The organism is Roseobacter fucihabitans (genome assembly GCF_014337925.2).
GTDB lineage: Bacteria > Pseudomonadota > Alphaproteobacteria > Rhodobacterales > Rhodobacteraceae > Roseobacter > Roseobacter fucihabitans.
The window spans coordinates 568,822-581,816 of sequence record NZ_CP143423.1 but is presented as its reverse complement, the minus strand read 5'-3'; the positions used below and the strand labels follow the sequence as shown (position 1 = coordinate 581,816).

18 protein-coding genes and 1 pseudogene are annotated in these 12,995 nt (G+C 51.0%); 11 read left to right on the top strand and 8 right to left on the bottom strand.

Going from position 1 to position 12,995, the window contains the following annotated elements; all coding sequences use genetic code 11:
- The first annotated feature begins 230 nt into the window (after positions 1-230).
- The 4 genes from rpmH to ROLI_RS02895 all read left to right on the top strand — a co-directional run bounded on the left by rpmH (position 231) and on the right by ROLI_RS02895 (position 1,642).
- Positions 231-365 (top strand): 50S ribosomal protein L34, encoded by a 135-nt coding sequence (rpmH, locus tag ROLI_RS02910; RefSeq protein ID WP_084350332.1) that lies wholly within the window; start codon positions 231-233, stop codon positions 363-365.
- Positions 366-389: 24 nt separating this feature from the next.
- The gene (gene rnpA / locus ROLI_RS02905) at positions 390-803 is read left to right on the top strand and encodes a ribonuclease P protein component (protein WP_187431854.1); all 414 of its coding nucleotides are present in this window, start codon (positions 390-392) and stop codon (positions 801-803) included.
- Positions 800-1,024 carry a membrane protein insertion efficiency factor YidD gene (gene yidD, locus ROLI_RS02900; protein WP_187431853.1) on the top strand — a complete coding sequence of 75 codons (225 nt, stop codon included), beginning with the start codon at positions 800-802 and terminating at the stop codon, positions 1,022-1,024. The genes rnpA and yidD overlap by 4 nt, the downstream gene beginning before the upstream one ends.
- 501 nt (positions 1,025-1,525) lie before the next feature.
- The gene (locus ROLI_RS02895; protein ID WP_187431852.1) at positions 1,526-1,642 is read left to right on the top strand and encodes an entericidin A/B family lipoprotein; all 117 of its coding nucleotides are present in this window, start codon (positions 1,526-1,528) and stop codon (positions 1,640-1,642) included.
- A gap of 511 nt (positions 1,643-2,153) precedes the next feature.
- Here the strand turns inward: ROLI_RS02895 and ROLI_RS02890 are convergent.
- From ROLI_RS02890 to ROLI_RS02880, 3 genes are all read right to left on the bottom strand, one after another.
- Complete coding sequence (locus ROLI_RS02890; protein ID WP_187431851.1) at positions 2,154-2,420, bottom strand: hypothetical protein; 267 nt, start codon at positions 2,418-2,420, stop codon at positions 2,154-2,156.
- Positions 2,421-2,499: 79 nt separating this feature from the next.
- Entirely contained in the window at positions 2,500-2,670 is a 171-nt protein-coding gene (locus ROLI_RS02885) for a hypothetical protein (protein ID WP_187431850.1), read from the bottom strand.
- 59 nt (positions 2,671-2,729) lie between these two features.
- Positions 2,730-3,185 (bottom strand): hypothetical protein, encoded by a 456-nt coding sequence (locus ROLI_RS02880; RefSeq protein ID WP_187431849.1) that lies wholly within the window; start codon positions 3,183-3,185, stop codon positions 2,730-2,732.
- Between the two features lie 456 nt (positions 3,186-3,641).
- Here ROLI_RS02880 and ROLI_RS02875 point away from each other — a divergent pair, with 456 nt between their 5' ends.
- A complete protein-coding gene (locus ROLI_RS02875) occupies positions 3,642-5,255 on the top strand; it encodes a P-loop ATPase, Sll1717 family (protein WP_187431848.1) in 1,614 nt (537 codons plus the stop codon).
- A 349-nt stretch (positions 5,256-5,604) separates the two neighbouring features.
- Here ROLI_RS02875 and ROLI_RS02870 read toward each other — a convergent pair whose 3' ends face one another.
- From ROLI_RS02870 to ROLI_RS02860, 3 genes and pseudogenes are all read right to left on the bottom strand, one after another.
- Complete coding sequence (locus ROLI_RS02870; protein ID WP_187431847.1) at positions 5,605-5,943, bottom strand: hypothetical protein; 339 nt, start codon at positions 5,941-5,943, stop codon at positions 5,605-5,607.
- A 167-nt stretch (positions 5,944-6,110) separates the two neighbouring features.
- Positions 6,111-7,328, bottom strand: coding sequence for a BCCT family transporter (locus ROLI_RS02865; protein WP_338469225.1), 1,218 nt, complete (start codon positions 7,326-7,328; stop codon positions 6,111-6,113).
- Between the two features lie 391 nt (positions 7,329-7,719).
- Positions 7,720-7,875, bottom strand: a pseudogene (locus tag ROLI_RS02860) (IS5/IS1182 family transposase); the annotation flags it as partial.
- Positions 7,876-8,332: 457 nt separating this feature from the next.
- Here ROLI_RS02860 and ROLI_RS02855 point away from each other — a divergent pair.
- Entirely contained in the window at positions 8,333-8,584 is a 252-nt protein-coding gene (locus tag ROLI_RS02855; RefSeq protein ID WP_338469224.1) for a hypothetical protein, read from the top strand.
- 141 nt (positions 8,585-8,725) lie between these two features.
- On the opposite strand, the gene ROLI_RS02850 is transcribed toward ROLI_RS02855, so the two are convergent.
- Positions 8,726-9,193: a DUF1348 family protein gene (locus ROLI_RS02850; RefSeq protein WP_187431864.1), complete on the bottom strand. Its 468-nt coding sequence runs from the start codon at positions 9,191-9,193 to the stop codon at positions 8,726-8,728.
- A 130-nt stretch (positions 9,194-9,323) separates the two neighbouring features.
- Complete coding sequence (locus tag ROLI_RS02845) at positions 9,324-9,902, bottom strand: TetR/AcrR family transcriptional regulator (RefSeq protein WP_187431845.1); 579 nt, start codon at positions 9,900-9,902, stop codon at positions 9,324-9,326.
- A 152-nt stretch (positions 9,903-10,054) separates the two neighbouring features.
- Between ROLI_RS02845 and ROLI_RS02840 the strand changes: the two genes are divergently transcribed.
- From ROLI_RS02840 to ROLI_RS02820, 5 genes are all read left to right on the top strand, one after another.
- Positions 10,055-10,837, top strand: coding sequence for a YdhR family protein (locus ROLI_RS02840; protein ID WP_222869684.1), 783 nt, complete (start codon positions 10,055-10,057; stop codon positions 10,835-10,837).
- A 93-nt stretch (positions 10,838-10,930) separates the two neighbouring features.
- Positions 10,931-11,299 (top strand): hypothetical protein, encoded by a 369-nt coding sequence (locus tag ROLI_RS02835; protein ID WP_338469223.1) that lies wholly within the window; start codon positions 10,931-10,933, stop codon positions 11,297-11,299.
- 126 nt (positions 11,300-11,425) lie between these two features.
- On the top strand, positions 11,426-11,911 hold the full coding sequence (locus ROLI_RS02830) for a hypothetical protein (RefSeq protein WP_187431843.1): 486 nt from the start codon (positions 11,426-11,428) through the stop codon (positions 11,909-11,911).
- Between the two features lie 76 nt (positions 11,912-11,987).
- Positions 11,988-12,416: a lactoylglutathione lyase gene (gene gloA / locus ROLI_RS02825; protein ID WP_187431842.1), complete on the top strand. Its 429-nt coding sequence runs from the start codon at positions 11,988-11,990 to the stop codon at positions 12,414-12,416.
- A 44-nt stretch (positions 12,417-12,460) separates the two neighbouring features.
- Complete coding sequence (locus ROLI_RS02820; protein ID WP_187431841.1) at positions 12,461-12,898, top strand: GFA family protein; 438 nt, start codon at positions 12,461-12,463, stop codon at positions 12,896-12,898.
- The last annotated feature ends 97 nt before the right edge of the window (positions 12,899-12,995 follow it).

Genomic DNA, 12,995 nt, shown 5'->3' with positions numbered 1-12,995 from the left:
GTGCTTGATCCACCGTGACAGATTAGATACCCCAAAGGCGTCAAAATACTGGTAACTGAAACAACTTGACGCCTGCGCGCTGTTTTAGGACGAAAATGTTGCAATTTTCAAAGATTACGCGGCTGTGGGGTTTGACTTGAGCCGCCGGGGCCTTTAGAGCACGAGGCTGAAATAACACCAGACAGCGCGGCGATTCCGCGCCGCTGGATAGCAGACATGGAGACGGAGCGATGAAACGCACCTTTCAACCCTCGAACCTCGTGCGCAAGCGGCGCCATGGTTTCCGCGCACGCATGGCGACCAAAGCAGGTCGAAAGATCCTTAACGCACGCCGCGCACAAGGCCGGAAGTCGCTAAGCGCGTAAGCGTTTTTGACAGGTTTGACACAGATGACACCGTCGCAAGCTTCTCCGACCGGCCAGGGTGCTGCCGGAGAAACGCTTCTGGCGGTGCCTTCACGTATGAAAACCCTTGCCCTTCGGGCTGATTTTCAACGGGCATCGCGGGCATCGCGTGTTGCCATGCCCGGTTTCATTGTTCAGATGCGCCGTCGCGCGCCCTATGACGGTGATGGTGTGCGCGTTGGCTTCACCTGCTCCAAGAAGGTCGGCAATGCGGTGGCCCGCAATAGGGCCAAACGGCGGTTACGCGAAATCGCGCGCCTTGTTCTGCTCCAGCATGGGCAAAGCGGATCGGATTACGTTCTCATCGGACGCCGTACGGCCACGGCGGCACTGCCCTTTGACCAATTGCAATCAGATCTTCGGACGGCCGTGGATAGGCTGCACCGCACGCCCACATGAGCCTTCTGGCGCGCGTGCTTTGCTTGCCGATCCATGCGTATCGCTTGTTTTTTAGCCCATGGGTGGGTCATAATTGCCGGTTCCAGCCAACTTGCAGCGCCTATGCGCTCGAAGCGTTGCAAAAACATGGTGGGTTCAAAGGGGCAGTTTTGACGCTCAAACGTCTATTGCGCTGCCACCCCTGGGGCAGCGATGGATATGACCCTGTCCCCGATGAATAACGCCCGCTGCAGGGGTGTCGCTCTATTCGTATTATGATGCCGCAAAAAATCGATGCTAAATTGCAAAGCGGTGACTTTGAGGAACACAAGCAGATCGTTCAATTTCGGCCCTATATATCAAACGCATCAAGCTGTTCGTCGGGCTGACGCTCGGGTGGCTCCCTGCTCTAAACGAGGGTTCTAAATCGTTTCACTTTGGCAGAGTTTATCAAAACCCAGATTGAAAACATGCCGGAAAGCGGCTCCTATATAGCTCAATACCGTTGAATTCCGCCATCTGCGGGGCCTGTTCAAAAGTCTTCATTTATGGTCCATGAACTGAAACCCGCCGAGTGCATCGGACAATATTTCATGGAGTTGAAAGAACATTGATCGCTTTGAACAGCCTTGGGCGTTGGGCAGAAAAACGAGGCTTGACCGGGTGATACCCATTTTTCGGGTGAACTGGTCTGGCGATTTGGGTAAGGCTTAGGCGTATAACCTCAACCAAAGGAAGATCCCATGCTCAGAGTTGCTATTTTGCTCACTACCGTCCTTGCACTTGCCGCCTGCGAAACCACCAAGGGTCTTGGGCGTGATGTTCAAAATGCGGGTGAAGCGCTGGACAGTGCGATCTGATCGCTAAGCCCATGGAAAAAATCGGATCGGCTATTTCTGATCCTCGGCCCGACCTGCGAAAGCGGTCGGGTTTTTATGACGACGACCCCATTTGGGACGGAACACCCTCGTAGGGTCGTGGGCAATTGCTTGCAACGCTGAGCCGCTGTCGATAAAGCCTGCGGCGTCCGCAGCCTGAATGTAGTTGCTAGACCGTATTCGTTGCCTCCGGCGACCTCTCTTGAGTGGTATAAGTCCTAGAGGGAAGCGAGAAATATGGTTTTCTTTCAATTTGGGGCTGCATCCGGATCAAGGGGGGTGAGGCATGGTCTGGGCTCAGCCCAGATCAAGCTTTCCGGGGGCAGGATTGAAATGTCGAACGCGGATTTCGCAAGAAATACGCCGGGGATAAATGCGTAAACGTATCAGCATGGCACCGCGCCGAAACCGAGGGGCGGGGAAAAGCGAAGCGCCCGCCCCGTGGGGGGGCGGTTCGGGCGCTGCAAATCCAAGGGATTTGCACGTGTCTGAGCTAGATTTCATATGTCGGTGGGCCAATCACGGTTCGCCAAATGTCGAAAAAATCAAAATCAATTCCAAGTACTCTGCATAGCATCAGAGCAACTAATGCCAACCCCGCAGAGAAACCTGTAGAAACAGTGAAGAAGAAAACAAAGAGCCACATTTGTTGGAGTCTCATTTGCGCCAAATTGATTTGGCTTTCTTTTTCAACAATAGCTGAAACCTTATCCTCTGTGTTTTCAAACTCCGCTAGATAAACTCCCGTGAGTTTTCTCATTGCGAGTACGCTATGAAACGAGACTGTTAGTGTCCAACAAATGAATACTAAAAGTGATGATGCGAGAGGAGCAGTGCGATTAGTCGTCCTTGTAATTCAACGACCAGAGCAGGCGCGCAATGGTACCAACAAGGAACGTAACTGCAATCATCTGACCGACAGCGCCCGCTCCAGATGCGCCAACGTTGTACGCAAGCAATGCGGTGAAGATCACGGCTAACACGTCGATCACGGGAGAATCCCAATCCATATCAACCTCCAAATTCAAGCGCTCTTAAAGCTCGGCAGTAGATTCACTGGCACAACAAACTACGGAATGACGCAGGTCCTTGCATCGCAAATCGCCCCGCCTCCACCAATCACGGGAGAATCCGGGTAAGGGGATGGCCTTAGCGGCAAAGAGTATCCAGGCGGTATCAAAACACCCATGCTTCTGGCGAGGGCGCTGCTGAAATATGGTTCAACCACTGATCGCGTCGCTTGCAAACAAAAAGGCGACAGCGTTGTGAGCGAGTCGAGAATCTGTTGATCAAGCAACTCAGGGTTAGAAAGCACATTCCGGATATACATAGAGTAATTCACCAAAATATCGCTCACATATGTAAGCTCTTGCTGCACGCAATTCGGCGCAACCACGTTGAAACGATTCACATATTCGGGGTGCTGCCGATATCCTTCGGGATCGTTCACCCAATCATACCCCTGCGCGAAACTAGGGCCGGCGACTATGACCAAAACGAAAATTTGGGCTCGAAAAATCGCCATTCTCTTCTCCAAAATATAGATACTATGGTTACTATCATATCATAAATTTTGGCGCTTTGCCTGGAAAGTTAGCAGCTACGGATGAAGATACGGACGCTCACGTAGAGTTCAACACTGATCCCGAAGGCTTCGAACCAGACTTTCGCTACTATTCCTTGAAGCCGACAGGCCGGACCCCAGTCCTGAGCTGCCGTTGGATTTGAGCGCCAGATGATAGGCCAGCTGGACTTTGTGACAATTCGCGGCGGAGGTACAAAAGCTTGGTTTCGTAACGATGAACGGTATCGAAGGTATGATTGACTTGTAGAGAGGCTAACAGAACGTATCCATATTTGATTTTCACTAGAATTTCTTGTTCTGCGCCACCGTCCCCAACAAATGTTCAGAGGCTCTTGAAAAAAGAAGACAAATGCACTTCACTCGGCTAGATCATAGGTCATCAAAAGGTCGACAAGTTTGGAACCAAATGTCAAGGTATTACAAGAACTCAGTCATTTTCAGAAGCAGAAAATCAAAATATACTTTACCCCCGCTCAACCATTTGGGCCAAGAAGCAGTGAAGACATCAAAGATGATGAGCTAGTTCAACCGCTTATTTTTAACACGAGAAACTCGATTTGGAAGTCCTACCAAAAAGACCCAAGTATCATCGTTGGTAGGCGTGGTTCAGGAAAGACCACAGTTGTTTCCAGAACTGAACTCGCTGGCAAGTTTAAGTATATTATCTTTGCAGATTTGGCCAAACTGTCAGAAAAGGTAAGCCACGCGCTATTTTCAGAATCTCAAATTAAGTTGGGCCGTACCGAACGTTGTGCGGACTATTGGTCGTTTGTATTGAATGTACAACACATGATCGAGGTGGTTCGCAGCAATCCTGCAGAGCCTTTCCCTCGAATTTCATCTTTCCTAGAAGCGATCGACAGAAAGCCCAAAATGGGCGAGGAAAGCTATCTAAAAAGAGCATTCAGAGCAAGCAACCGGGTCGAGCTTAACAATAGCCTCGGCCCATTGCTTGCCTCGATTACGAACTTCTTGGCAGACTCCGCCCACGGATATCAGGAAGCGCTGAGCGACCTCGACTACTATCTAAAAGAATCGAATACGAGGTCAGTTATAATATTGGATAATGTGGAGCAATACGACCTTGATGATTGTGAAACAAAAGAGATCATGAAGGGAATGCTGAAGTGCGTTGGAACATTTGGGAATAGGTATCGCCAAATAAGGCTGTGCATCCCAGCCGAGCATTTTTTCGAAATAAAGGCGATATCATCGAATGCTACGAAAGACTTTGGTAATGCGGTCGTATTGCACTGGAGTCCGATTGAACTTATGAGAATTGCTGCGTGGAGATACTTAGTTTTTCTTGCTGCCCACAATCATATTCAGAGACTAAATAAGTTCGAGGCAATTGATTTAAGCAAGCGTGAAGATGTTCATTCTGTGCTGTCAGATTTCATGAAAGACACGACAGTAAATAGAGGGAAAAAGATCGAAGGTACGTTGGCCTATGTTCTTCGACACACACAACTTCTACCTCGTCAATTCATCATGACATTGAACTCTATATATAAGAGCGCCGAGGACGGTGGCTTCAACTATGCAGCGGACGTAGTTGATGGAATAAGGAATGTTGAACCAGACATATGCGGAGATATCTTCAACGCATTTCAAACTAAGTTTCCTTTTTGTGAAGACCTATGCGATCGAGTCGTCGAGAAACTTCCTCGCTACTTTAGTCAGGATCGACTGGAAAGCGTTTATGCGAAATTTGGGAAAGGTGCACTTAAGTCTCGCCAAGATATCGATTTTCATAGGTTCCGAAAGGTTCTCTCTGAGATCGGCGCAATTGGTAAGGTTACTGGTCAAACTACGATGTACAAAGATGCGGACTTCGAATACGGAATTCCCGGACAATTGTCATTCGCGCCAAGTGATGAATTCTGCCTGCACCCAGCATTTTCGGGTGCATTTGAGAGCGCTGAAAATATTGATTCAGTGCAATACGTTTACCCTCACTTGAAGTTTCTAAAGTTTGATGGATATCTCGATCGGAAACTTCCGATTTAAATCGGTCGCTACGCGGCGGCAGCTAATTGATTAACCTTTCTACTTTAACCGCTGTGCTGGGGCTGAGAACGGCCCCCGTAGAAGTGTCCCAGTTGTACTCGGAAGATACTAGTCGACATTCGCATGCCAAGAAGCATTCATTACTTTGCACTCTGACCTATCGCTCGTCCAATTCCTCTTTCTAGTTATTGATCGTAACCAGCGCATCTCTTGCTTCGCGCTCAGTGAAGACAGCTTCGAACTCAGTTTCGTATTCAGTCTCTTTGAGGCGCAGGCCCTTGATGCTCATCTTGCCATTCTTGTCATTGGCAAGTGCCTGAACTGTCTTCGCTACATCAGAAAGTTGAGACTACTTTGCACCGCCTAGATGCTTGCCCTGAATAAAGTCTCTGATCCTTTTGTTGAAAAGGGCACCGAACCCAAGGGCGATTAAGGAAGCGTCAGCCATCCCTATCAGATCGGGAATGCCAGCAAACATAGCCGCGATCACGGAACCCTTGCGGACCTCACTAACATACATTTTGGCGGTGCCTGCTGACTCAGGGTGATTGTCTGAAAGATATTTTTCAAACTCCGCGCCAAAACCAGCAAAGTCTCCAATCTCAACAGGATCGGTCAAGTCTAGTTTTATCTCGAGATAGGCGTCGGCGTTTCGCATGAAATCACTATAGGTTGCAATCAATCCCATATTACTAACCTACCAGAAGATATTCGCAACGCGCTTGGTGCGTTTGATACATAAGGCCGGTTTTGTCGTCAAAAACCCACTAACGTGAGATCAGTTAAGGCTGCAGAGGCAAAACAAGCATCTAAATGCTGCGCCGTTCTGGATCCGGCGCAGCTTTACTGTCTTAACTAGTGCGACACTTTGATTTTTTCGAAATCAAGGTCGTTTTCTTCAGGTGAGGTGGTGATCGACAAGACACAGTCGCGGTGTCGGAACAAGATGTAGATCACGCAGGCTAGGTAAATGGCCACCACTACGGCTCCAATCCACTGGATCTGCAACCACTGGCTTTTGAACAGCAGGGTTAGGCCGAAGAGAACGGCCACGTTCCCGGCGATATAGCCCAACTTGCCAAACCGCCGGGTCGTAAGGTTCAAGTTGTCCGAATAGAGCCGGATCAAGCTGTCCAGAGAGTTGATGACGAATGTGATGCCAACGACCACCATTGCCATATTGAGTAGCCCAGCTGTGCTGATCTCATTGACGTAATAGTGGAAGAGGACCGAGAACCAAATCGCCAGTGGGATTGATGGAATGACCAGCAACGCCAGCAAGAGGTGCTGCGTCTTCAATCCGCCAACAAAGCGTGATGTGAATTGTCCGATCATGATTGACCAAGCAAACCACCAAAACAGATAGAATTCATGGTATGCGTTGATCGGAATGACGAACTTATGGATGTTTGAGAAATACCCGCCGATATTTGAAGCAGTACCTGCCAGGCCAGAAATGCCGAGGTCGCCAACTGCCCACATAAGAACGATGAGTGACAAGAAGAGGAAGGTTGAACCAACACTCAATATGCGGACAAACTTGATATCAGTGCTTGAGTAAGCCGCAGCAAGAATGACGCAAAAGACAATCAAATAGAACGTCGCGACAACAGTCTCACCATCGCCGATTTCTGGGATGTAGAATGGCAGATAAATAAGGAACAAGCTTGCGGTGAAGGCGCATGTGCCAATGATAACAATGTTATTTAGGATCCGCACGACCGGGATATCAAAGAATTTGACACGCGGCTCAATGGCGCAAAAGTAGAAGCTTGTTAGGAAGTAGAAGCCCCAGATCAGAAAGCCCCAGAACCCAAACTCGATCGCCAATGGATTGGTGAAACCGTATTCTGGATTTCCTGCGGTATCGGCGTAGGTTGGAAACTCACCCAACGGAAACATGATAAGCCCAACATCCAGTCCTGATGTGAACAAGATTGCGATGAAGGTGAACAAGGGCACTGGTGTGACCCCAATAACGGGCATGTCCCACCACTTGATGACACAGAACACCACAAGCGCGAGCGCAAGCAGTATCCCGAAGGAAATGATGAGTGTGAGTATTGCTGCCATTAGTATCTTCCTTGTCACGGCTTTCTTCATGAGATGAAGTGACCGATTTTGTGTTTTTGTCTGCCCACCGGCTACTGTTAAGCAGGTGCACATTGATACAATTGCATAAAACTGACTCAGATTTCAGAAAAATTTCCGGCGCGGTACTCCGCCCAATTCGAGATCCACATAAAATAGTTGACGGAGCGCGCCCAATTGGTGACCCCACGGTCAAAATCCACCGCCTTGATTGGCAAACGAAGCCGTCCAAAATTCTGAAGAATCGGCCTATTTTGTTGGAGAAGTCGCCGTGACTTGGGGGGAGTTGGCCGCCTCGCGGCGTTGGTCGCGGGCTTATTGTTCCGCCCGTTGTACTGGGCGGCTTGTTGGTCTGTCGTTTTGCCGGTTCAGATCATATCGCGATCCTTGTTTCGACGGTCTTGGGTCTTAGTTTTGCAAGTTTTCGGAGGTTCTGGGCGATTGCTGCGAGCGTAAATTCGTCCTGTACGCCGCAGGGCCCTCGAAGCCGGAGCCGTCCCAGGCCGAGAATGCGTTTGAGGTGGGCGAAACACCCCCACCAATTGATGCTTTCGACTGTGACCATGTCACCGCCAATGAACGGCCGCTTTGGTGATATAATCCGCATCGAAGCAACAAAACTGCCTCGAGTGTGAGGAAATGCTGCGTCAGCAATAGCCGCGACCGCGCAAGGCGGCTTTGTCCGCCATCTGTAAGTTCTCCTAGCCCAAGATTTCGCACACGCGGCGAATGTCGGTAATGTAGGCTGCAAACGCAGCATCACGATAAGTCGTCGAACGTCCTCTGTGGATGGCTCCTGCATTGCAAGTGTTTTCTGGCGATATTTGCGGTCATTTCGTCAGTACTGTCGTCTGTCCGACCTGTTTATGTTTCGGCATTGCCTCCACTGGCCCTGATGAATTCCGCGAGCGAGGTTCCAAACGGCTTAACGACCTCGGAGGGACGAAGACAATGACCGCTATACCTGCCCTGAAGGTCAGCACCTATTGCAGTCCCGCCGGAACTACTCCGATCCGCGCAGGAAAGAGCCAAAAATTGGGCGGCGCAGATACCGCGCCACCAAAGCTATATGCGATGCGTGCCCGTCGAAACCAAAATGCTGCCCAAACACAAACACCCGCTTCATCGGTCGCGAAGAACATGAGGACGCGCGTGACTTTGCCCGACTGGCTGCCAAGTCTTCCTTCAACCCCAAGGCCCAGGCCAAACGCAAAAAGGTCGAGATGCTTTTCTTATAAATGGTTTGCTGCGGAGCATTTGTAACTTCGCGCTGGGGGTATTCAATTTTGCGGTGTGAACAGATGAGTGAAATGCGCTGACCGATCAGTAGCTGATCTACCCTCACTGATACTTTACTCGAACTACCCATTTTCATGCATTCATAAATCCAGTTCAGAAAGCCCCAGATGGTCGTCTAGCCTGCGACCTTGCTGCCAATGAAACTTGCGGTCGGCTTCAGCAATCGGCAGGTCATTGATGCTTGCAAAGCGGTTTTGCATCAAACCGTTTTTGGCAAATTCCCAGTTCTCATTCCCGTATGAGCGAAACCAGTTGGCGCTGTCATCGTGCCATTCATAGGCATAGCGGACGGCGATGCGGTCGTTGTTAAAGGCCCAGAGTTCTTTAATCAGGCGGTAGTCGAGTTCTCGTAGCCATTTTGCTTTCAGGAACGCTTCCGCCTCATCGCAGTTGGTTACAAAGGTCACGCGATTGCGCCATCCGGTGTCGAGAGTGTAGGCCGTGGCGACTGTGGTGGCGTCACGTGAGTTCCAGCCGTCTTCGGCAAGACGCACCTTTTGGATTGCAGTTTCACGTGTGAATGGCGGCAGCGGTGAGCGGGTTTCAATGGAATTATGTCCTATCAAGGTTCATGGGCGATGCGAGATTACAATGGTGAGGCGGGTGATCTGACGAGAGGCAAAGTGTCCAACGGAAGATTGGGAGCAACCTCAGCCTCGGCCAGGTTTGGTCGAAATTTCAGCCCATAGAGGCGGCCAAGGCAGCAACGTGGGCCGCTTCTGCGATCCTGTTCGCGATGTCGGGGTTTGCAACTGCGCGTGAGAGCGTTAGCCCGCCGATCAGTGTACTTAACATCGCCCAAGCCCGTGTGTGTCGAGCCTCCTGCGAGTTGCCAGTCAAACCATCGGCAATCAGACTCACAATTCGGTTCATTTTCGCTTCATAAGCCATGTGCGTATCGGGATCAGCCCGTGCAACCTCGGGTGAAAGTGTTGTCATCGCACAGCCGCAGGCGAGGTCATTTCGATGCGCTTCACTTAGATAGTAATCGGCAAAGGCACCAACCCAAGCAGATCCAAACTTAGCTTGAAAGTTCGGAATGCTCTGAATCACCTCGTCCAGCCCAGCCGCCAGTGCGGCTTCAAACGCACCATCTTTCGATCCGAAATGAGCATAAAATGCGCCTGACGTGACACCGGCAGTTTTGGCAATGCCGTCAACTCCGGTTCCCGCATAACCACTGCTTCTAAAGCTCTGGCTTGCAGCGTTCAGAATGCGCGCGCGGGTTTGCTCTTTCTTCGTTGGTAACTGCGCCATCCGCTGTCCTTTCGATTTTTATATAGCGATCGGTATTTTTTCTTGACGACATAGCGATCGTTATATAGTTAGATTATAGTGATCGTTATATATTGAGTTCAGCCGCAACGCAACCAACCAAACCGCGTGCTACTGTCACAAAGGAAAGCCCGATGAAGCACCAAACAAAGTCGCAGACCGAAACAGGGATTAGCCGCCGCAAAGTTATTGTGGGCGCGGTAGCAGCGGCCACCGCCGCCAACCTTGCACCAGGCGGCAAGCTGGCGATGGCCGGTGCCGCAATTGACCACGGAGAAAACCACATGACCCCCAGAGCATTCGTCTACACAGAATTGCAAATTTCCACGCCGTTCGAGAATGTCCCATGGCAAGAGTTGAATGGCCAGATTGCAAATGAGCCAGGGTTCCTAAACAAGACGTGGTTCTCGGGAGTAGGGAATAACTCAGTTGGTGGCATCTACAGCTTTGACAGTGTTGAGACAGCGCAGCGCTATTGCACCACCTTTTTCCCTGCAGTTGCCCGAAACCTTGGCGTCGCTCAGACAACCCGCGTGTTTGATGCCAGCGTCGTTGAGGATGCCAGCCGGGATATAGGGTCACCGCAGTTCGGGTCGGGCCCAACACAACCGCCGGGCGCGTTTGTTTACACCGAAGTGCAGCTCAACGTCCCTTTTCAAAACGCGCCGTGGCGGGATCGAAACCCTGTCCTAAAGCAGCAAAAGGGCTTGATTTCAAAGCTTTGGCTGAGTGGGTTGCACACTAATACGCTTGGCGGTGTCGATGCATTCGATACGGTTGAAAATGCGCGAGCTTTCGCAGTCGCCGACTTCCCTAAAACTGCAGCGACGCTCAACGCGGCCTTTTATACCCGTGTGTTTGATGCAAGCGCCACTGAGGCCGCCAGCCGTGGCCTTAAGTCACCCTATTACACCTAACATAACCTAACCAGAGAAGAGGAAACATTCGTGCCACTCATTCAAGTAGACGCCCCACAGGGTGAGCTAGATAAATTGCAGCAAGATGCGCTGATGTCGCAACTTTCAAATGCCGTACTCAGGGCTGAGGGTGCACCACTGGAAAGCGCAGGTGCACAATCGCTGGTCTGGGCCCACTTTAATGGAAAACCTGAGGGCACATTTTACGTCGGGGGAGTGTCGCTGGAGAAACCTCCGTTTCGTATCGCTGTGACGACACCTCAGGGCGCTTTGAACGATGAGACCAGAACGCGCCTGGTTGCCGAGATCGGGCGCATCGTTGATGAGGTTGTCGGGCCTTACGCGGAAAGGCTTAATCACTGGGCCATGCTGTATGAGGTGACCGACGGTGGCTGGGCTGGCGCAGGTCAGGTCTTCCGGCTTGGCGACATCCAAAGCGTGATGGACATCAAGGCCGCCTAAACCACCAAAAAAACACTATCGAAATGAATAGATATCGTTGGCCCTGATATGCGGGCCAACGGAGTGGATGGTTGCATCCAAACGAAACGACCACGTCTTAACTCAAGTAAACCAAAGGAAAATAACATGATTAAACTATCTCTTGTTGCGCTGACTCTCGCCTCCGGTATCTCCCTTTCGGGCGCTACAAGCGCGTCCGCCGGTACCGGTGTCTGCGCACCTATCGGTGGCGTCGCAGTCCCGAATTTCTTCGCTGAAGGTGAAGGCGATCCTATCATTATCTCCGCCACGTTGACGGGCACAGTGCAAAACGCCGCAGGCAAAATCACTGGCCAGCGCGAAACGGCAACAGGCCTCGAAATGGACATGGAGCATTACTTTGGCCGTGCCGATGGCGGTGCCTTCCAGACGAAAGATCTTGGGATTTTGACATCTGTACCAGGCAAGCCTGGACGTTTCATGATCGAGATCACCTACGACATCCAAGAGGGCACCGGACGCGGCACAATGGAAGGGGCCAACGGCTCTTTCAACAGCTACGGCTTGGTGGACTTGCGGGACCCCAATGGCCTTGAAGGGCTTGTCCGCTATAGCGGCGAAGTATGCCAATAAGCTTTCGTTAGCTCTTTAACCGACAAGCTGTGCTTTGCGGCTTGTCGGAACTTAACCTCTCATAGGGAAAATCCGAATGACTGATCTAACCAACCTTCCCAGCCGCATTCTGTATACGATGCTCCGCGTGGGCGATCTTGAACGCTCCATCGCCTTTTACGCAGACGCATTGGGCATGCACGAAACACGGCGCGAGACATTCCCTGAAGGTCGCTTCACTTTGGTTTTCATGGGATACGGAGATAGCCCAACAGCGTCGACGATTGAATTGACTTGGAACTGGGACGAAACTGGTTACGAACAAGGTACCGGTTACGGTCATATCGCACTTGAGGTCGCGGACATTTACGCGGCTTGTACGCGTCTAGAAAAAATGGGTGTGGAGTTGACAAGGCCAGCAGGGCCAATGAAACTTATGCCCACCGAGACTGGCCAAAAAGAAGTCATCGCGTTTCTGAACGATCCCGATGGATACAGCATCGAGTTGATCGAGGCAATCAAGTAGCGCGCAGAATTAGGCGATGCGATGCACTTCGAAAGGCCCATCAGATGACCTCTTTAGACAACCACTCGTTCCATAAAAACAAAGGCCGCTGCCTGTGTGGTGTCGTCTCGTTCGCGGTTATCAACACGTTTGAAAAACTGCTTCTGTGCAGCTGTGAACAGTGCCGCCAAATCACCGGATCTGCTTTTGCTTCCAATCTGTTCGTGAGCATCGAAGGGTTCGACTGGCTGGCGGGCACGGGAGAGATCGTCAGCTACCAAGTCCCGGGGCGGGATATCTCCAAGTCGTTCTGTCGGGTCTGCGGGTCGGGAGTTCCTTGGCCAAATGGTGATGGGACGAAGATGATCGTTCCGGCTGGATCTCTGAGCGATCCGGTTAATGTGGTCGAACGGATAAGAATATTTGCCTCAGAGCAACCCGCGTGGGCATCTGGTCTGGAGAAGGTCTCCAGACACGCTGCGTTCCCGGAGGGTCGCCAATGAGAACAAGTGGACCTGTCGCGCTTTTGTGCCGCCCCAGGTGCTCGTTTAAGCCACTTTCCGTTCAAAAGCGTACCATTGCCCGGCAGGCGATTGCAAA